Consider the following 18,444-nt stretch of genomic DNA (forward strand, 5'->3'; position numbering starts at 1 on the left):
AGAACGTATACATAATACAACAAAAATATAATTGCATACGTTCTCAAGGCTGGTAAGCATTCATGTTTAGTCCATGGTAAACTACCTAACCAAACTAACTTATCTTTAGATATATTCGCTGAATTCTTCAGGTTTCCATGAATGAATCGCATGACGTTCCTTCTCAAAAACTTTCTCCAAATAGATCATCGTTGTTTCAATTTTCTCGTGTCCTAGTGAGCGCATGATGTCATAAATATCGACGCCATTCAATTTGGATATGATAGCAAAAGCATGTCGAAAAACGTGTGGCGTGATTTTCATCGTTTGATCCGATAACTTTAGTTCTTTCAAGCTTATAATCTCCTTTTTTACGTATTGTGACAAATACGAAGGGGAATAAGCTCGTCCAGTATTCGTTGTAAAGAGCGAGTCTTGCTGTGATGCTTGTGTAATTGGTGACTGCCCGCGTGCAGCGCGAAACATATGAATACTGTGAACCACTTTGTCTTTTAGCGGAACATGCCGCCTCTTATTTCCTTGTACACCTACTTATGGGAATAAAAGCGGAAATTAAATATAATCTTTCCATAGCCCCTTGTTTATACACTATAAACAAGGTTTTTCTTTTTTCTCATTATAGTATATTATGGGATTTAAGTGTATTGGGAATATTCCTGATATAAAATGTGAATTAAATTAGGCTCAACACCGAAACATGTACTTGACTTTTCAACAACTGAGAACCTTATCATTACATTCCAGTAAAATCGGTTATTTGCTATTACTTTCAACTGCAGAGAGTACGAAATATAGATATTTTGTATAGCTTTTCATGTCAAGAACAGACTTTGGTGTTGAGCCTTAAATTAATAATAATATATTATAAGTTGAGTCCCTCAAAATGATTTTAAATAATCTAATCTAATATAAAATACCACGTCTGTTGATTAGCTAGTTTTTCCCAATAAAAACATAGAAAAAAGACACCCAATCTGTTACGATGTAAAGCAACTAAACCAACATCGATATACAGGAAGGGTGTCCTCAGGGAAGGATTGAACTGCATCCTTCCTTTATGAAACAGTTTAGCACAATTTCAAAGCTTTTATCTACCCTAATTTCACCAGAAGAATTGATGGAGCTTGTAGAAAAGCATCATTATGAAGATGTCGCACGCAAATTCCATGTTAAAGATCTTCTCGATTTCTTTGTGGCAGCAGCCCTTGAAAAATGGGCGGGTTTCCGGGACGGCACTGAGGTAATGGCATCCATCGGTCTGTCGCCTGCTAATTATTCGACCGTCAGTAAGAAGGCAGCAGACGTTCCTTATGAAATTTTCAAGGACCTCTTTCATCTGCTGATTGGTAAATGTAATCGAGCAAAACGTAGGACAAAAGTAGTGAAACAGGCGCTCCTTCTCGTGGATTCTACGACGATTACTGTCGGAAAAAACCGCTTACCTTGGGCGCCATTTCACGACGAGCGATCCGGCATCAAACTGCATGTTGCCTACACTTTGGAAACCGGCATGCCACTTGAAATAAAGGAAACGGGTGGGCTAAGTCACGATGGTCCAGCTGGCGAATGCCTTGCAAACAAGGCTTTCATACTCGTCCAAGACCGTGCGTACGGTAAGCATGATCGGTTCGATATGTTCAATAAATCCAATAAACAGAAGCAGAAACAGTACTTCGTCATTCGCCTTCGTGACAATGTTGAACTGCATCGACCGCATTCGCTTAACAGGATGCAACAGCCGGATTCGAATGTAGTCGGTGATGTGACGTGTCAGGTGGGGACGAAACAATCCCGCACGATAGACCGTTATCGCGTTGTAACTTTCTGCGATCATGAAGGACATGATATCCGTGTCGTTACGAATGTGATGGGCGTAAGCGCTGAAGAAATTGCCGAAATGTATAAATCTAGGTGGGCCATCGAGTCTTTTTTCCATTGGATTAAAGGCTACTTGAATCTTCCCATTTTATTTGGCAACTCCAAAAATGCCGTATTTACGCAACTTTTTATCGCATTAAGCGTATTTGTGTTACTAAAATGGTTTTTCGATCAAGTGAAAAAAACAGGTAGAAAATCAATCTCTTTCCGTAGCTTCACCCGCAGTTTTTTGGCGCAAACATTAGCCGTGGAATGGCTAAGTGCGGTTGTCGATTTCCTATGTCGTTTGAGGGAATACAGCGAAAGAGGTTTACCTATATTTGGTTAATCAACAGACGTGATAAAATACTTACATTATAAATTGTTAAGAGATGAAAATTGTATGGAATTAGAAAAGTACAAATGGGTTGTAAGAGAAAATAAGATAGAACATTTACTTGGTAATAACCAGTTGGAACAGAGAACAGTAATCACAATCGGTGTACAAAATAAGAAAAACGGCATTGTTGTTCCACATCCAATTACTCACTTCATTAAAGAAAACTATGAATTCAAGGGGAAAAGTATAAGCGCTCAAATTAATCCTGCTAGAAAGATAGTAGGCTTATTAAATTTCATCAATGAACAAATAATTATAGGAAACCCAGATTACCAAATCCTACATGAGAAAGGATTTAGAGGATTACAACTTAAACATGGAGCACAATATATCCTCAAGACTTTTATACAGAGTTCGAAAACTTTCCAAAGGAGCAAACATCTTACTCAATAACCAATGAAGATAATGTTGTGTTATTAAGTGATGTTAAAAAAGTAGAACTTTGGCAGATGACTTTGATGGAAAGTTTTAATAATTGAATATATGTTTATTAGTCTTTGTTGAGGGGTTAAATATAATAGAAATAACTCAAAATCTCACCCTCTGATTTTAGAGTATTCTATCGCAACCTAACTTGACTCGATGGGTAATATCTGACCTAGATTTATTAACAGGGTTTATGAACAGTTATTGAAGCGGAAAACTATTGGGATATTTCCGTGTTCATAAATGAACGGGTTTTGGAACAAATAATAGCATCTAAGCGCGGTCCCTCCTAGGCCGCGTCTTTTGCATTTATTCCCTCCATCACGAACGACAAAATATATTTTACCCGGGTAATATTGACTTTTTATTTTTACCCGGGTATAATTCGAGCAGGCATTCAGAAGAGGAGGTACATCATGAAAAATGACCAAACTAGCTTTTACTGCACGGCATTTTTGGGTGTGGGAGTCGTCGCCGATGGTTCGTTATATCACGTTGTTTCTACAGTGAAGGATACTCTGGAGGACAGAGACCTCACACAGTTGCTTATATTTGACGATTCCACGGGAAAGCAAATAGATGTTGATTTTCGTGGGCAGTCAGATGAAGTGCTCAAACGATTAGGAGAACAGTTTGGTGACTTGCCCGGTATGGAAGTGAATCACCAACCTACACGGCAGGTCGGTCGACCCAAGCTGGGAGTTGTTTCCGGTGAAGTTACGTTATTGCCACGGCATTGGGAATGGCTCAAGAGTCAACCTGGAGGGGCGTCGGTAACATTACGAAAACTCGTTAATGAGGCTCGCCATGCTGGAGGAAAACAGAGCAAGATACGAGAGTCACAAGAAGCAACATATCACTTTATGACAACTATGGCGGGGAACTTCCATCAATACGAAGAAGCTCTGCGGGAACTGTATAGTGGTGATTTGGATCGTTTTAACCACTTCATCGATGCCTGGGCACCTGATATCAGAAACCATATCAAAAGATTAGCCGCTAATGCATTCCCTGAAGGGAACTTATGAAAGAAAGCATGTGGAGGCCTAAAGAATTTGGAATAAAAAAGGTTCTACGAAAGGAGCCACTATGACAGAATTTGAATTTAATCGCTACATCGACCCAACACAACGCGCTGGCATGAGGTTCATACAGCGAGGCATTGAGGGCAGCATCGTCATGTTGAACCTCATGCGTTTTCGTGAAGTTGCCGATTACACAGCCAATCCTGAGCTAACACCAGAGAACCCAATCAGTGGTGCCGAAGCTTTCAACCGCTATATTGAGCACACCCTCCCATTTCTCCGTGAAAGCGGAGGTGAAGAGATGTTTCTTGGTGATGGCGGGGAGTTTCTTATCGGACCCGAAGAGGAAAGATGGGATCTTGTCATGATGATCCGCCAGAGCAGCGCGCAGTCGTTTCTTGCTTTTTCAAGTCATCAAGACTACATAGCCGGTATCGGGCATCGCACTGCGGCGATCGAAGATTCACGCCTTCTTCCTATGACAGAACTTCCGATATCAAAATAAAAGGAGGAGCACAATATTATGAACATCCTGAAAGTCAACAACATCGATTTGGCCTATGACAGTTTCGGTAACGAAAATGACGAGGCTATTGTCCTAATCGCCGGGCTTGGAACCCAGATGATCCGATGGTCGGATTCGTTTTGTCGGATATTAGCAGCGAGGGGCTTTCGTGTAATCCGCTTTGACAATCGCGACGTAGGTTACTCGACGCACTTTAGTCATTATCCGACGCTGGATTTTAACGCACTGGCGACTGCTCTCATGTCGGGACAGCGACCAGACATCCCTTACACTCTCGATGACATGTCCAAAGACGCTATCGGACTGCTCGACGCACTATCAATTGACCGAGCCCATTTCGTTGGCAGGTCGATGGGCGGAATGATCGCCCAGATTGCAGCCAGTGAGTACCCTGAACGGGTTTTATCACTCACATCCATTATGTCCAGTACCGGTAATCCAGCCCTTCCACAAACTTCCCCAGAAGTCATGGCGATGATGACTAAACCGGCGCCGAACCCATTTGAGGATGAAGCAGGATTTTTGTCGCACAGCGTCTCTTTTGCAAAACGCATCGCCGGCACCGGCTATCCGTTTGAAGAAGATGCTTATCGGGCGCTCATTCTGGAGGAAGTCCAGCGAGCCTACGATCCAGGCAGTGTCGGACGACAAATTGCTGCTATGGCTGTCGCCGGTGACCGTCGTCCGCGGCTTGCGACTATAAAAGTACCAGTACTTATCATTCATGGGGTGGACGATCCCCTGATCGTACCGGCGTGTGGCGAGGACACGGCTTCTGCCATCCCAGGCGCCGAACTAATGTTGGTTGACGGCATGGGACACGACCTGCCGCACCAACTGTACAAAGAAATCGCTGATGGCATAGAGCGAACAGCTCGTCACAATTGATACGCGCTTCCTGAATGCAACCAGCCGGAGTCCCGCGGTGTCCAATGCCCAGCTGCGCAGCGCTCATTGTAGCTGAGTGTTAATCAATCTTTATTCCGAAGCAACAATACCCTCACGCAACAGCTCCAAAGCTACGGTTTTGGACAGTTTACGTGAGGGTATTTTTATTTCAATCAGATATATTCTCCGAATTGATCCGATTTCCACGCATGAATCGCATGTCGTTCTTTTTCGAAAATCTTCTCTAAATATATCATGGTCGTTTCAATCTTCTCGTGTCCGAGCGAACGCATAATATCATAAATATCGACACCATTCAGCTTGGAGATAATTGCAAAGGCATGGCGGAATACGTGCGGTGTGATGTTAAGAGATTGATCCGATAGCTTCGGTTGAACAGTACCCATTATTTGTTTGCTTACATACTGCGACAAATATGAAGGCGAGAAAGCCCGCCCTGAATTTGTTGTGAAAAATGGCGTATCTAATTGAGCGTGTTCAATAGCTGGCCATCCTCGTGCTACCCGAAACTGATGGATACTGGTGACAACCTTATCTTTTAGCGGTATGTGTCGCCTTTTGTTACCTTGTACACCTACTTATCGGATAAAAATCAAAATTATATAATATCTTTCCATGAGCCTTACTTTATACACTATAAACAAGGGTTTTCTTTTTTCTCATTATAGTATATTATGGGGTTTATATATAATTAAAATATTCAGAATATAAAAAATGTTGATTGAATTAATATTAATATACTATGGGTTGAGTCTCTAAAATGATTTTAAATAAATAATCTAATATAAAATACTAACTCAACTTTCGCACCTGAATAAAGCCCGCCAACCCAGGTCTTTCATGGGGGTAATCGACATTCTTTATATTGCTTGACTTTTAAATTAAAACGTGAAAAAACACCCCATCTACGGTAAGTTGGAATTGTCTAAAAACCACTACCATATAGAAGAGGTGCTTCCAACATGATAGACCATAACGAGCAAACTAATCAACTACCAAATTAAAAGCAGTATTTAAAGAAATGTCAAAACATCTTCGGAACGCCGCTATTACAAAGCGCATGGGCTATAGCTGCACCTATCTTTTCCAACTTGTCTTTTGTCTCATTTTCTAACATAAAAATTGGTTTCGATTACTCGATTCCAAAAAGGCAGATGGTGTTCCAGCTAAAGACGCTGTGTACCGTTTCCTAAACCACTCCAAATATGCTTGGCGGCGGTTTTTACTGTCATTGAGCACGCATGCGATTTCAAAGGTCGATGCACTTACGCATCAAGAACGAACAAAGGTATTTATTTTAGATGACTCTACATTTGATCGGAATCGAAGTAAAAAAGTAGAACTACTTGCACGATGCTTCGATCATTCTTCAACGACGAATCGTTTCTATAAAGGTTTTCGAATGTTAACGCTTGGTTGGTCGGACGGGCATTCTTTCATGCCGATTGACTTTTCACTACTCAGTTCAAAAAAAGCCCAAATTAACGGGATTTCAGAAGATATTGAGTTAACGTACATCAGGTTACAAAAGACGTGTAGAAGCACTCCAAACCGCACCTGAACAGATTCCAGCCATGTTGAAGAAGGGCTCGACGTCATCGGGATGGTAAAAGCGACAAAACAGCGTTATTGGGTAGGCGACCAAAAAGTCGACTTAAAAGCACTTTACCGATTAGCCACGCCTTGCCAAGGTGAAAAAGGCGTGATTCGTTCCATCCAAACATCTATGACAACAACGGGTGTCCCTGTCAAAATCGTATTCATTCAAAATCGGAATAAAAAAAGGGAATGGCTTGCCATTTTGAGTACCGATTGCACCCTAACTGAGAAAGAAATTGTGCGTATCTACGGTATGCGTTGGGATATTGAAGTGTTTTTCAAGGTGACGAAATCGTTGTTAAAACTCCAAAAGGAGTTCCAAGGGCGTTCTTATGACCTGTTAATCAGCCATACAACAATCGTTTTTGCGCGTTACATTGTCCTCTCTTGGCAAAATCGATGTAATACAGATGATCGCACCATAGGTGGGCTATTTTTCGAGTTATGTGATGAAGTAAATGAACTTGATTGGGTTGTGGCATTGCAGCAATTAATCGAACTTATTCAAGATGTCCTAAAAGAGACGAATAGTAAACTCAAAAAACTAATTGAAAGTCAACTGACGCAATGGATGGCAGGTTTACCTAGCTATATCAAGGCTTACTTGCCGATTTCCAGCTGCGAAAGTTGAGTTATTTAGATTATTTTTTTTCGTCTAAATAATTTTTGATGATGTTTTCAAGTAATTCGTTAATTTTTTTCTTTTCTTTTACGGCTTGAATTTTGAATTGATGATGAAGATCTTCGTCAATGTTAGTTGCTAGCCTGCTTTTTCCGTTTGGTGTCATGAGATCACTCCGTCCTTCGTTCAATCGTTAGTTTATACAAAAAAAACAAAACGGAAATGTGATAATGTGACTTTCTACTCTTTTTTTCTTTGTCCAGAGGAAAAAAAAGAAGTTTGGAAAAAAAGGTTCACAATATGTTTTTTTTGGTCGATAGTATCCATGATAACTAAAATTAGGGAGGGATAATTATGAAAAATTTTTTTTACAATGGCAATGTTAGGCGTACTATCTATTTCAATGTTGTTTACGGGGACGGAAACTGCGGCAGCATCTGTTTCAGAAAGTTCAAGTGAAAAAATTAAAAAAGAATTTTTAAAAGAACAGCTTTTAGAAAAAATTAAAATTGAGTATCCAAATGCACAATTTATTGATTTAACTGATGAAGAATTACAAAAACAAGAAGAGGCAAATTGGGGGATTAGAGGTTCAGCTCCACCGTTGAGTTATTTGGAAGTTTATTCAGTAATCTCTACTCAACACCCGACTTATGAATATTTCAGCCCAAGTCAGTTATCTTCAGTTTATGATCATGGAGGGGCTGAACTTTATATAGTAACAAGGGAACTTGGGTATGGTCATATTAGATATGCTAAATTTAATGGGATCAATTTACTAGAATATAAGAAACAACATATAGACTTAGATGGCGATTCAATTGTTGATGGATGGTATATTTGGTGGGATGCTAGTGGTAACGATAGTGGTACATTTAATTACCAAAATACTTCAACGAATTTTCCAAGTAATACAATGTCTGACTCCATTTTCATTAAATAAAAATGCCGTGTGTTCGGTAGAAGGTAGTTGATTATATGAATATAAATTCTATTGCTCCTTATCAATTAACATCATTTTATTCTGAAAATACTAGTGCGAAGTCGGATCATGTAGAGGAATCTGTATTTCTTATTAGTGAAACAGTAGAAAAAATAGAGAAAAAAGATTCTTCTGCTCTTTATAAAGAACTTTCTAGTAAATATGATGTTAGAAATGCTACTTTTGGAGAAATCATTGAAATGTCCGAAGCGTTATATGGGGCGGGAGAGATATCTTTAAAGGAACATGCTGCTTTAACATTTGATTATGACAAAGCTACTAGCAGTTTAAAACGACATGCACCAGGATATATTTCGGCCGATTTTGATATGTATGAAACGTTTGCTAATAGTAAAGGGGAAAGAGATTGGATTGCGGAGTTTGAGGCAAGAGCATCGAAAGATTTTAAGTATGGTAATTTAATTGGTTATCAAAGTAAAATGAAGGTTCTTGACATCTTGGAACGATTATCGCATTGAGAAAGAAAAAAAGAGTGGCTGCGGCTACTCTTTTTTTCTTTGACCAGAGGGAAGAATATCGGGAAGTGTCAACGGTAAATGTCTGACTGGAGCAAAGCGGAAGGAATTTAAGGAGTTGATACGAGTCACTGATCTTCCACCCTCTTGGCTTTTCCAAATGCACATTTGGAAACTGCCTACCGGCGAGGGAGCCCCCGAAAGAGTTGGGGGTTGGGGGCTTGAATGGAGGGGGTCGAGGGGGAATTTTTCCCTCGTGGGTTTGGGCAAAGCCCAAGGTCTTTTCTTTTGAATTATGGGAATGAATTTGCAATCGTCGCGGAAATAGTCGCGGAAATACGCAACGGTGAAAAGTTCATTTCTGCTATGGGAAAAAGCAATGGGGTAAATTTTGGCGAAAAGCGATGAATTTGGACTATGATCCAGTTGCTCATATTCAAATCGTGCGACCGAAAAACAAACATAAGTCGGATGTAGAATCGGCTGTAGCCGAAACAGTAAAATATCCCGTAAAAGATACGGATTTTCGGACAGATGATAAAAAAACTGAAGAGTGTAGCCGATTCGGAAGAAGGTCTATACAGAAAATGGTTAATTTCGTATGGCGGATTACTGAAAGAAATTCATAAGGAATTGAATTTAGATAACGTCGAAGATGGCGATTTAGTCGATGTAGATGAGGAAGAAAAAGAAGTGTCAAAAGAGGCTTATAGCGTTATGGCTTATTGGAATTGGGAACATTTTATAAAGCAGTAATCAGCAAACGGGCCAGCGCGACAAGTTCTGTGATAAATGCCTTCGGCATGAAAACACAGGGAATTTATGAAATGAATTTCAACTTTACAACGGAAGATAGGAATGAAGAAACCATGTTTTCTGAAACTATCTCATCAATACTCCTGCGTGCTCTATGAATGACAGTTCCTGGGGTTCGAAGCACAGGTAGAGTCGGCAGAAGGAAGGCTGGAGCCATTCATTAGAAAAGGTATGCCGACTGATATGCCGGATGGCTGAAAAACTAGATATGGTGAGGATGTTCCTCTGAAGAGGAACCGACGAACTTCTGAATTTAAGGGTCTATAGTTTGAACATAGTGAAAGCTATGTCCCATCCTACGATGGGGTGAGTGGTGTAAAGTAAAATTTGGCCCTCTGAAATACACTATACTGAACAATGGTGGTATCCAGCTCACAGGCTTACAAGAAGCACCTAATTCTAGAACTGATAGCTATGTTGTAAGGGACTTGGAAAGTAAAGAACGTTGAAACGAAGGCTGTTACCTGAAACGTTTGCTATAAGACATTAGTCGAAATGCATTTATCTTTATGAGGGTAGGGGTACGACTGATGAAATTGCTGTAATGGAGATGGAGGAACAGCCCCAAGTCTAGCGATAGGTAATAATTATTTTTCAAATGTGCATTGCATCGATCGGGTAAGAATGTGGGAACATCACTTCACAGAGGAATGATGCCACAGTGCAAGCTCTACGATATTGGGATTATTATGGGATGACGGATACCTTTACTGACTTACATCAACGAGCCAAAAATAAGGGAACATTCCATTCACTATACGACATCATTACGTCGAGGAATAACATTTTATTAGCGTATCGAAAAATTAAGTCCAATAAAGGGTCGAAGACCCCTGGAACAGATGGTAAAACCATCTTAGATATAGAGAAACGAACTGAGGATGAATTAGTAGAAGAAATACAAAGACAGCTCAAAAATTATCGCCCAAAGAAAGTTAGACGTAAACTTATTGAAAAAGATAATGGCAAGATGCGACCATTAGGCATTCCATGCATCATCGACAGAATCATCCAACAATTCTTTAGACAAGTGTTAGAGCCAATTGCGGAAGCTCACTTTTATAATCATAACTATGGATTCAGACCGTTACGTTCTACGCATCATGCGATGGCAAGAGTTCAATATCTAGTCAATCAATCAAAACTGCATTTCGTGGTAGATATTGATATTAAAGTTATCACCAGTTAATGATTACGCCCAGTTAGTACTTGGTATCCCGCAGTGCTTTCATAGCCAACAACCGTAGTATTAAGCTTAAACGATCGAAACAGTCGGAATCTAACTAAGGATAATCATTTGTGGAGTTACTTAACCATTCCTTTAAGCCTTTTCAGTATGTCAGGGTCTTTCCATGACGATACCATTTCTTCAGAAGTATCCTTAAAAATCAGTTTTCCCGCTTCCTCCACTGCTTTGATCATTGCTTCTGAGCCAATGTCAAGATAACCCTCTGTAGTCTGAATGGATTCATGCCCCAGAAACCTCTGGATGACTGGAAGACTAGCTCCATTCAAAAGCATGTATGTTGCCTTCGACCTTCGAAGAATGTGCGGCGATACTTTTTTATTGCCAAGTGTTTTTTGTTTTTTAGATGCGGTTTCTGCGTACTTTTTCAGTATGTAATCAATACCAGAATCCGATATCCTGTACCCGCATCGGTTTTTAAACATGGCGCCATTTTCAAGGTTAAATTTCTGACTGTACTCTTTGATTAGCTTTACGGTATGTTTGGTTAGATATATCCTTCGGTATTTAGAGCCTTTTCCGAATATAACGACTGAATTTTCTTTTCCAAATGAAAAGTCCTCCATGTTCATTCGAACAGTTTCATCCACTCTAGCTGCGGTATCATACATTACATGGATAAGGATATAATGTTTTAAAGCCTGCCTTAGTTGAAATATCTATGGATTCAAGCAATGCCTGATACTCCTCAATAGTGAGGAAATCCTTTTTGGGCTTTGGCGCTTTCTTGTTTTTGATTTTCTTTGCCTCAATATATGCATTGGCATAAAGTGGATTCACTTCCGATGCAAAAGCAAGGAATGCCACAAGCGCTGCCCTACGGAGGTTCCTCGTTGCCACTGAAACCTTTCTTTCGGGATAGAAATGATTTCATGTTCTCTTTACTAAAGTGCGTTACCCCAATGTCTTTGATACCGATACTGCGAGTTTCCTTTAGCCAGATGATATACTGTTCTATGGCTGAGTAGTACGCACGAAGAGTTTCCTTGGACATCCCGGCTTCGTCCTTAACATAAGAGACCACATAGTGTTCAAGCATTCCAGGGAAAGTCTTATTCATCAAGATCATCCACCTTTTCATCAAAAATGGATGATACAAATGAGGTATAATCCTCCATCTTTTCTAGGGTGTTCTGAAATAGTTCGCCGGTTAACCACAAATATTCTTGTGTGCAATAAATTGACTGGTGTCCCAAAAATACTGAGAGTGACATGAGATGTACATTAATATCATCAGGCAACTGTGACAGTTTTTGAAGAGAATGGACTGCAAATGTTACCCTTATATCATGCATCCTTGGGCCAAAACCCTTCCCTTTATGTTCTATGCTCGCACTGTTTAGGAAACGCCTGAAATAGGTATATGCCCTTTGGATAGATACGCGCCCGTCATTAAAGGCGGAACCAGTATCAAAGAAATAAATATTGGATGTTTTACAGTCCTTGGTTAATTCTAGATACGTGTTGCAAGCATCAGCAAGCGAATCTGAGATAGTCACTATTCGCTTGTTGTCATTTTTAGCTTGGTTAATATGGATAATACGCTGTTCAAGGTCAACTTCCTGCTTTTTTAAACCGGTCACTTCGGAAATACGCATGCCGGTGCAATAAAGCATTTTGAAAATACAGGACATACAGTTAACCATATTTGGGGTTTTGGTATACTCCTGTTTTGGCTGGTAATTTTCGGCTTCATGTAGCAGTCTTGCAATCTCATCATGGGTAAAGACATATGGAACAAAGGTTTTCTGCCCCCGTTTCACCAATTTAGGTACGATATAAACATCTTTGATCCTGAGTACTGCTGCAAGATACCTTCCTAATGAACGGATAATCGAAGATTTCCTTATTGCTGTTGAATTCTTTTCGCCGGGACCAATGGTAAGAAAACTGAGGACTGTCTCTTGTTTTAAACAGACCTCCGGTTCTGGATGGTTCGTGCAGTACCTGTCAAACAATGACATTACAGGAAGAAAAGATTCCGCAGTACATCCGCCAACATTTACCTTATATTCAACGAACGAAACAATGCTTTCGGCTAAAAAACTTTTAAAACAGGTAGGGTCACAGATATAGGGCTTACTCATGTCTGGGCACCTCCAACTCGCACAGGCGCAGACGGGTAATGTTCACTTTAGAATAGATTCTGGTAGTATCCACGGAGGCATGCCCCAGGGTTTTGGAAATCTCTAGGATACCAGCGCCATTGGAAAGCATGTTTGATGCCAACGAATGCCTTAAGCTGTGGCTCCCGTGTTTCCTCCCGTTAATGTTGATGCCTGAATCTATGAATGCGATGAAAATCATCGTTGAAATCGTTACAGAGGATTTTATTTCAAACCCGTCACCTTTCAGAAAAACCTTTTCGCTCGTCCCTTCGGGTCTTTCCTTCAGTACATACTCTGCCAACGCATTACCAGTATGGCAGGTAAGCTTATGCACAAGCCTCTGTTTGGTTTTGGATTGGTCAACACGGATGGTTTCATTTTGCCAATCTATATCCGACAACTTCATTTCTTTGATGTCACCTGCACGGAAACCATACACCGCAATCAAGACGGCAATGGCATAATTACGTCTTTTATTTGTATAACCACTGTTCCTTATGTACTCCAGTAGCTGAAATATCTCTTCCGGAGTATAAACAGAGGGAATCTCCGTGTGAGAGCGCAACTTATTGGATGGGAACAACGGGCTGTAGTCCAAGCCTATAAAGCCCCTCTTGTGACAGTAATAGAGAAAACGTTTCAATACTTTCAACTTGGATCTTACAGTCTGTTTAGAAAGGCTAGAAAGAGACTTGAAATAATCCAGTAATTGACTGTCGCAGATATCAGTCAGTGGATAAAAGACTAAAAAATTGTGGATTGTGTTATAACAATATTTCAGTGTACCCTGGCTGTAATCCAGATCTTTCACATAGTTAGTGTAATTGGTTAAACACTGGTTATCGAATTCGGACAATTTTATCCTAACAATAGTGGAAGACATCGATGTTCCGGGCATTGACTGGAAGTTATAGAAATAGATCAAGGATTGAAAAGCATGATGGATCCTGTATTCCTTTAATGACAATGTAGATGGTTCCTCAAGTAGTAAATCTCTGCCGCATCTTCGGATTAGGTAATCACTGACAATCTTGAATCCGAATTCGGTATTAGCATCAGTGGATTTGAGAAAACCATTCCAATGTCGTCGGTAATTCACGTAGATCGTCGAGTCGGTAAAATATTGGTCTTTTAGACATCTGCATGCACTGTTTGTAAGTTCTGTGATGTTCATAAACATCATCCTCCATAACGAATTTCAGTATTAGCACTGATGAATTCATTATAGAGGTAAATATGATTATCCTCAGTTAGAAATTGCGAGAATCTCATATATTTAGGGTTCACCCTAGTTGTTTTTCAAAACTTATTACTGGCGACTCGTGGTAATCATTAACTGGTGATAACTTTTATTTATCGCCAGCAAGTGATAATAAAAGGCTTCTTTGACAATATCAATCATACATTGCTTATCAAGCAGCTATGGAATTTAGGTATTCAAGATAGGAAAGTTTTAGCCTGTATATCGAAGATGTTAAAAGCTGAAGTGGATGGAGAAGGTATTCCGACAAAAGGTTCTCCGCAGGGTGGCTTATGCAAAGTAAGTAATTATGCAAAGTAAACAGTCAGAAAGCCTATTACTAAAGGATATAGCCACTGTTTACTTTGCATAATATATTTTATTTCCTACTCAAATAATCTCGAAAATATATTCGTATTACTTATATTAGTTCGTATTAGTTCTGATTATAGTGCTTTTCTTGTTTTGAAAGGCTGGATGACAGCTATCTTCAGAAATTATTATGCAAAGTAAATCAAACTTAAATCCCGTAAATACAAGGCTATCTCTGGTTACTTTGCATAATCATTCGCTTTGCATAAGGAGGCTTGCTTTCACCGTTATTGTCTAATATTGTACTGAATGATTTGGACCAATGGGTAGCCAATCAATGGGAGCTATTCCCGCTCACGAGTCCTATTAAATCTCAGCCTGGCAAACGAAACGCAAAAATGAAGACTAATTTAAAAGAAGGTTATATAGTTCGCTACGCTGATGATTTTAAAATTTTATGTCGAGACTGGAAAACTGCTGAAAAGTGGTATCATGCTGTTAAACTTTATCTGAAGGAACGCTTAAAACTTGATATTTCACCAGAAAAAACGAAGATTATTAATCTGCGTAAGCGTAAATCTGCTTTCCTTGGATTCACAATACGTGCCAATCGTAAAAGAAAGACACGAGTTGCACATACATTTGTCAAAGCCGAGAAAATGCAAAAAATCAAAGCGGAGACAAAGAAACGGGTTCAAGAACTGCGAACATCGCCAACGGCTCAAAACGCTTTACGGTTTAATAGTCTTGTCTTAGGGTTACACAATTATTTTAATAGAGCTACTCACGTCAACTTAGCGTTCTCACGTCTTGCCTACGAAATAGGTGCATTCATGTACAATCGTCTTAGGTCTGTTGGGAGATATGAACATCCAAACAATCCTCCACCTGTCTATAAAAAGTTTTACAGCTTAGGCTCTAAAACTTATAAAATTGCCAATGTGTATCTCTTTCCTCTCGGAATCATCAAAACCAAAAATGCGATGTGCTTTACCCAATGTTTAACGCCGTTTACCGAAGAAGGTCGAGTACAAATAACCACACGGTTACGCATAGACATTAGGCAGGAAATAGTATTGTTACTGGAATCAAAAATACCGACACAGAGTGTCGAATATATGGATAATCGGATTAGTAGATACAGCATGAAGCAAGGAAAATGTGAAATCACAGGCACGTTCCTAGAAGCACAAGACGTAAACTGTCATCACTACATTCCTATGCATCTTGGTGGAAGTGACAAATTCAATAATTTACGTATCCTCCAGAAAGAGGTACATAAATTAATCCATATGACCGACATAATTAAGATGAATACACTCATTAAAGTTTTGGGCATCACAGAACCGATGTTAGAAAAAATCAACAAATATCGTGGGAAGTGTGAATTAGAATGCATTAAATAATCCAAATCAACAAGAGTAACTTGAAACTTATAATTAATAAAACCATCGCTAGATGGAACGCGGAATGCTTGGAAACTGGCACGTTCCGTGTGGAGCAGGGGAAAAGCTGGAGATAACATCAAATGCTTACCTATTGCTACGGTTAGTTGAAGAGCGTTGTTTAACTTGTGTCCAACAATCGGGCACTTTAGTTGAATATTCGATTTCCGAAATGATCAATCTTTATTACAAAAAGCCCTATACAGAAATGAAAAATAGGGGCTATGATTTTCTATAAGAATCATCATTTATAGCTGCGTTTTAATCAAACTTTATTCCAAGTCAACAGCATATTCTAAAAAGGCAGAGCAATGGTGTGTTGAAAGCTTATAGATTGGACGTACTGCATCTAAAGGAGTAGATGTTGCTATTTCATGAAGTTGATTTCGAAGATGATGACAGTACTTATTTCAATATTTATAAAAGGAATCGCTGCGGAACCTTTAATCAAATGATGTAGAATGCAGGATATTCATGGTCAATGGTCCAAGTTGGTCAAACGCATGTATAGTTTATAAAATATAAAGATGAACGAGTGATCTATCCTTTTTGGTTGGATCGCTCGTTTAGTGATTGGCTGCTTACTAAATCATGAAAATTTGTTAATAGTGAATACATCGTATTATAAATGCTCATTAGCTGTAAGCCCCCAATCAAACAACGCATATCCAAACGCAGCACCTTCTTGGTACGATCAACGTATCAATTTTAGGGGGTGCTTTCTTAATGTCGCAAGAAAAATTAACAATAGTCCCCGTCACACTCCAGCCTGATAGTAAAGATGTATTTCCCCTCGCTACTTCGAATACCTCCGGTATTTGCATAATCAAAACCGTTTCTGCTGAAATCTCCTTTTATAACGGACTGGAAGAGCGCATCATCCAAACGGTCATGAGGGAGTTGAAACATCTATGAAACAGGATTATACCAGTGTGAAAAATATCTATATCATCTGTGGGAAAACCGATATGCGAAAAGGTATTGACGGCCTAGCTACACTGATTCAAGACTCTTTCGAGCTCGATCCGTACAGCGACTCCATTTTTTTATTTGCCGGAGGGAGTAAAGATCGTTATAAATGTTTGTATTTTGATGGTAATGGTTTCGCTATGCTTTATAAACGATTAGATAATGGGAAGCTACAATGGCCTAGAAATGAACGGGAAGTTCGTAATCTGTCGCAACAGGAGCTCCGATGGCTTTTGGAAGGATTATCTATTCAACAGCCAAAAGCCATTCGATCTTCATCTAAAGGAATATTTTAATTTTCATCTTTATTTCCCAGTTCGAACTCGTTATACTAATAAAAACGAAACCGAACGGAAAGTGGTGAATGATATGCCAAATGTTTCTTCTACGAATGAAAAACAAACAGAGAAATTAATTCAGATACTAGAAGAGCAATTGGCTCATTCGAATCAACAAAATCAAGAATTGTCGAAGCAAATTGAATCACTAACTCAACAGGTCCAACATTTAACCAAGATGTTATTTGGCTCTAAAACAGAGAAATCGAAATACCTCACGCCCGACGGGCAAGGATCCTTGTTTGACGATGATTCTTCTTTTACTGATTCTGAGCATACAGAAGAACAAAGCCAACAGACCATTTCGTATACTGTTATTCGGAAACTACCGAAGAAAAAGAGAAACGATTCCTTGCGCGATGATGTAGCCCTAGAAATCATACATCATCATCCGGAAAACACTGTTTGTGACTGTTGCCAACATCAAATGACAGAAATCGGGAGTAAGATGGTCCGTGAGGAAGCTAAATTTATTCCGGCTAACATGATGAAAGTACAGCACGTTGAGCACGCATATGAATGTACAGAATGTAAAAAAGATGTGTCACTGCCAGCCCGAATGAAGCGAGGTAAAGCACCTCAATCAGCCATACTGCGTAGCCTAGCCAGCCCTAGCGTACTGTCTAAAGTGATTTATGATAAATTCGTACTATACCTCCCCCTCTACCGTCAGGTAAAGGAATGGATTCGTTATGGTTTGGAGACGAATGATAAGAATCTATCCAACTGGGTCATTCGCGTAGCCGAAGACTGGCTGTTGCCGATTTATGAACGATTACAAGAATTGATGATGATGAAATCCGTTTTGCATGTCGATGAAACGTACGCGCAGATCATTAATCGTTCCGATGGGAAGTCAGGCCAGTCAAATGCCTACAACTGGGTGTATCGCAGTGTGCCAAGTCAAGGACCCATCATCACACTGTTTCAAAGTTCCTTATCTCGCGCTCGATCCGTGTTGGAAAGTTTCACTCGAGGTTATAAGGGAACCATCGTGTGCGATGGCTATTCTGCCTACGGCAACTTGGAAGACGTGACATTTGCAAATTGCTGGGCACATTATCCGAGAAGATTGATTATCCGAGAAGAAATGAGAAATTCCGCTTAATTATTTTATTCCTTTTCTTTTTTCTCGAATAATTATGGTC

Annotated in this window: 19 protein-coding genes and 4 pseudogenes; 16 read left to right on the forward strand and 7 right to left on the reverse strand. The window is 39.7% G+C overall.

Going from position 1 to position 18,444, the window contains the following annotated elements; all coding sequences use genetic code 11:
- Positions 1–105: 105 nt before the first annotated feature.
- Positions 106–507, reverse strand: a pseudogene (locus tag H4683_RS15760) (tyrosine-type recombinase/integrase); the annotation flags it as partial.
- 550 nt (positions 508–1,057) lie between these two features.
- Here H4683_RS15760 and H4683_RS15765 point away from each other — a divergent pair.
- The 5 genes from H4683_RS15765 to H4683_RS15785 all read left to right on the forward strand — a co-directional run bounded on the left by H4683_RS15765 (position 1,058) and on the right by H4683_RS15785 (position 5,122).
- Positions 1,058–2,206 (forward strand): IS4 family transposase, encoded by a 1,149-nt coding sequence (locus tag H4683_RS15765; RefSeq protein ID WP_192599790.1) that lies wholly within the window; start codon positions 1,058–1,060, stop codon positions 2,204–2,206.
- Positions 2,207–2,260: 54 nt separating this feature from the next.
- A complete protein-coding gene (locus tag H4683_RS15770) occupies positions 2,261–2,650 on the forward strand; it encodes a hypothetical protein (RefSeq protein ID WP_192599791.1) in 390 nt (129 codons plus the stop codon).
- A 449-nt stretch (positions 2,651–3,099) separates the two neighbouring features.
- On the forward strand, positions 3,100–3,711 hold the full coding sequence (locus tag H4683_RS15775) for a DUF2239 family protein (RefSeq protein ID WP_192599792.1): 612 nt from the start codon (positions 3,100–3,102) through the stop codon (positions 3,709–3,711).
- Between the two features lie 61 nt (positions 3,712–3,772).
- Positions 3,773–4,213, forward strand: coding sequence for a DUF1330 domain-containing protein (locus tag H4683_RS15780; RefSeq protein WP_192599793.1), 441 nt, complete (start codon positions 3,773–3,775; stop codon positions 4,211–4,213).
- A gap of 18 nt (positions 4,214–4,231) precedes the next feature.
- Entirely contained in the window at positions 4,232–5,122 is an 891-nt protein-coding gene (locus H4683_RS15785) for an alpha/beta fold hydrolase (RefSeq protein ID WP_192599794.1), read from the forward strand.
- Positions 5,123–5,295: 173 nt separating this feature from the next.
- Here H4683_RS15785 and H4683_RS15790 read toward each other — a convergent pair.
- A pseudogene (locus H4683_RS15790) lies at positions 5,296–5,697 on the reverse strand (tyrosine-type recombinase/integrase); the annotation flags it as partial.
- A gap of 408 nt (positions 5,698–6,105) precedes the next feature.
- Between H4683_RS15790 and H4683_RS15795 the strand changes: the two are divergent.
- A pseudogene (locus H4683_RS15795) lies at positions 6,106–7,373 on the forward strand (IS4 family transposase).
- 10 nt (positions 7,374–7,383) lie between these two features.
- Here the strand turns inward: H4683_RS15795 and H4683_RS15800 are convergent.
- A complete protein-coding gene (locus H4683_RS15800) occupies positions 7,384–7,530 on the reverse strand; it encodes a plasmid partition protein ParG (protein WP_192599795.1) in 147 nt (48 codons plus the stop codon).
- Positions 7,531–7,737: 207 nt separating this feature from the next.
- Here H4683_RS15800 and H4683_RS15805 point away from each other — a divergent pair, with 207 nt between their 5' ends.
- From H4683_RS15805 to H4683_RS15825, 5 genes are all read left to right on the forward strand, one after another.
- Complete coding sequence (locus H4683_RS15805; RefSeq protein ID WP_225942135.1) at positions 7,738–8,307, forward strand: DUF4879 domain-containing protein; 570 nt, start codon at positions 7,738–7,740, stop codon at positions 8,305–8,307.
- A gap of 35 nt (positions 8,308–8,342) precedes the next feature.
- Complete coding sequence (locus tag H4683_RS15810; RefSeq protein ID WP_192599796.1) at positions 8,343–8,825, forward strand: hypothetical protein; 483 nt, start codon at positions 8,343–8,345, stop codon at positions 8,823–8,825.
- 401 nt (positions 8,826–9,226) lie between these two features.
- Positions 9,227–9,451: a protein rep gene (locus H4683_RS15815; protein ID WP_192599797.1), complete on the forward strand. Its 225-nt coding sequence runs from the start codon at positions 9,227–9,229 to the stop codon at positions 9,449–9,451.
- The gene (locus H4683_RS15820; RefSeq protein ID WP_192599798.1) at positions 9,357–9,578 is read left to right on the forward strand and encodes a protein rep; all 222 of its coding nucleotides are present in this window, start codon (positions 9,357–9,359) and stop codon (positions 9,576–9,578) included. The genes H4683_RS15815 and H4683_RS15820 overlap by 95 nt, the downstream gene beginning before the upstream one ends.
- Positions 9,579–10,299: 721 nt before the next feature.
- A complete protein-coding gene (locus tag H4683_RS15825; protein WP_192599799.1) occupies positions 10,300–10,827 on the forward strand; it encodes a reverse transcriptase domain-containing protein in 528 nt (175 codons plus the stop codon).
- A gap of 116 nt (positions 10,828–10,943) precedes the next feature.
- Here the strand turns inward: H4683_RS15825 and H4683_RS21510 are convergent, their stop codons facing one another.
- From H4683_RS21510 to H4683_RS15840, 4 genes are all read right to left on the reverse strand, one after another.
- Positions 10,944–11,495: a tyrosine-type recombinase/integrase gene (locus tag H4683_RS21510; RefSeq protein ID WP_225942136.1), complete on the reverse strand. Its 552-nt coding sequence runs from the start codon at positions 11,493–11,495 to the stop codon at positions 10,944–10,946.
- The gene (locus H4683_RS21515) at positions 11,488–11,691 is read right to left on the reverse strand and encodes a hypothetical protein (RefSeq protein WP_225942137.1); all 204 of its coding nucleotides are present in this window, start codon (positions 11,689–11,691) and stop codon (positions 11,488–11,490) included. The genes H4683_RS21510 and H4683_RS21515 overlap by 8 nt, the downstream gene beginning before the upstream one ends.
- Positions 11,692–11,936: 245 nt before the next feature.
- Positions 11,937–12,971 carry a tyrosine-type recombinase/integrase gene (locus H4683_RS15835; protein ID WP_192599800.1) on the reverse strand — a complete coding sequence of 345 codons (1,035 nt, stop codon included), beginning with the start codon at positions 12,969–12,971 and terminating at the stop codon, positions 11,937–11,939.
- Entirely contained in the window at positions 12,964–13,590 is a 627-nt protein-coding gene (locus H4683_RS15840) for a tyrosine-type recombinase/integrase (protein WP_192599801.1), read from the reverse strand. Before H4683_RS15840 ends, H4683_RS15835 begins: the two co-directional genes overlap by 8 nt.
- 1,229 nt (positions 13,591–14,819) lie before the next feature.
- On the opposite strand from H4683_RS15840, the gene H4683_RS15845 reads away from it, so the two are divergent.
- The 5 genes and pseudogenes from H4683_RS15845 to tnpC form a co-directional block, all read left to right on the forward strand.
- Positions 14,820–15,950: a reverse transcriptase domain-containing protein gene (locus H4683_RS15845; RefSeq protein WP_192599802.1), complete on the forward strand. Its 1,131-nt coding sequence runs from the start codon at positions 14,820–14,822 to the stop codon at positions 15,948–15,950.
- A gap of 64 nt (positions 15,951–16,014) precedes the next feature.
- Positions 16,015–16,227 carry a hypothetical protein gene (locus H4683_RS15850; RefSeq protein ID WP_192599803.1) on the forward strand — a complete coding sequence of 71 codons (213 nt, stop codon included), beginning with the start codon at positions 16,015–16,017 and terminating at the stop codon, positions 16,225–16,227.
- A 488-nt stretch (positions 16,228–16,715) separates the two neighbouring features.
- Positions 16,716–16,904, forward strand: a complete 189-nt coding sequence (locus H4683_RS15855; protein WP_192599804.1) for a hypothetical protein — start codon at positions 16,716–16,718, stop codon at positions 16,902–16,904.
- Entirely contained in the window at positions 16,901–17,254 is a 354-nt protein-coding gene (gene tnpB, locus H4683_RS15860) for an IS66 family insertion sequence element accessory protein TnpB (RefSeq protein ID WP_192599805.1), read from the forward strand. Before H4683_RS15855 ends, tnpB begins: the two co-directional genes overlap by 4 nt.
- Before the next feature lie 73 nt (positions 17,255–17,327).
- A pseudogene (gene tnpC, locus H4683_RS15865) lies at positions 17,328–18,395 on the forward strand (IS66 family transposase); the annotation flags it as partial.
- Positions 18,396–18,444 lie beyond the last annotated feature (49 nt).

The sequence above is a fragment of the Sporosarcina limicola genome (assembly GCF_014873855.1).
In the GTDB taxonomy this organism is placed as follows: domain Bacteria; phylum Bacillota; class Bacilli; order Bacillales_A; family Planococcaceae; genus Sporosarcina; species Sporosarcina limicola.

What these genes read in the sequence shown, in the direction of transcription:
- H4683_RS15800 (WP_192599795.1), bottom strand. Translation starts at nt 7,530, where the DNA reads ATGACACCAAACGGAAAAAGCAGGCTAGCAACTAACATTGACGAAGAT.
- H4683_RS15855 (WP_192599804.1), top strand. Translation starts at nt 16,716, where the DNA reads ATGTCGCAAGAAAAATTAACAATAGTCCCCGTCACACTCCAGCCTGAT.
- H4683_RS15770 (WP_192599791.1), top strand. Translation starts at nt 2,261, where the DNA reads ATGGAATTAGAAAAGTACAAATGGGTTGTAAGAGAAAATAAGATAGAA.
- H4683_RS15765 (WP_192599790.1), top strand. Translation starts at nt 1,058, where the DNA reads ATGAAACAGTTTAGCACAATTTCAAAGCTTTTATCTACCCTAATTTCA.
- H4683_RS15785 (WP_192599794.1), top strand. Translation starts at nt 4,232, where the DNA reads ATGAACATCCTGAAAGTCAACAACATCGATTTGGCCTATGACAGTTTC.
- H4683_RS15820 (WP_192599798.1), top strand. Translation starts at nt 9,357, where the DNA reads ATGATAAAAAAACTGAAGAGTGTAGCCGATTCGGAAGAAGGTCTATAC.
- H4683_RS15780 (WP_192599793.1), top strand. Translation starts at nt 3,773, where the DNA reads ATGACAGAATTTGAATTTAATCGCTACATCGACCCAACACAACGCGCT.
- H4683_RS15850 (WP_192599803.1), top strand. Translation starts at nt 16,015, where the DNA reads ATGCTTGGAAACTGGCACGTTCCGTGTGGAGCAGGGGAAAAGCTGGAG.
- H4683_RS15775 (WP_192599792.1), top strand. Translation starts at nt 3,100, where the DNA reads ATGAAAAATGACCAAACTAGCTTTTACTGCACGGCATTTTTGGGTGTG.
- tnpB (WP_192599805.1), top strand. Translation starts at nt 16,901, where the DNA reads ATGAAACAGGATTATACCAGTGTGAAAAATATCTATATCATCTGTGGG.
- H4683_RS21510 (WP_225942136.1), bottom strand. Translation starts at nt 11,495, where the DNA reads ATGTATGATACCGCAGCTAGAGTGGATGAAACTGTTCGAATGAACATG.
- H4683_RS15805 (WP_225942135.1), top strand. Translation starts at nt 7,738, where the DNA reads ATGGCAATGTTAGGCGTACTATCTATTTCAATGTTGTTTACGGGGACG.
- H4683_RS15810 (WP_192599796.1), top strand. Translation starts at nt 8,343, where the DNA reads ATGAATATAAATTCTATTGCTCCTTATCAATTAACATCATTTTATTCT.
- H4683_RS15815 (WP_192599797.1), top strand. Translation starts at nt 9,227, where the DNA reads ATGAATTTGGACTATGATCCAGTTGCTCATATTCAAATCGTGCGACCG.
- H4683_RS15835 (WP_192599800.1), bottom strand. Translation starts at nt 12,971, where the DNA reads ATGAGTAAGCCCTATATCTGTGACCCTACCTGTTTTAAAAGTTTTTTA.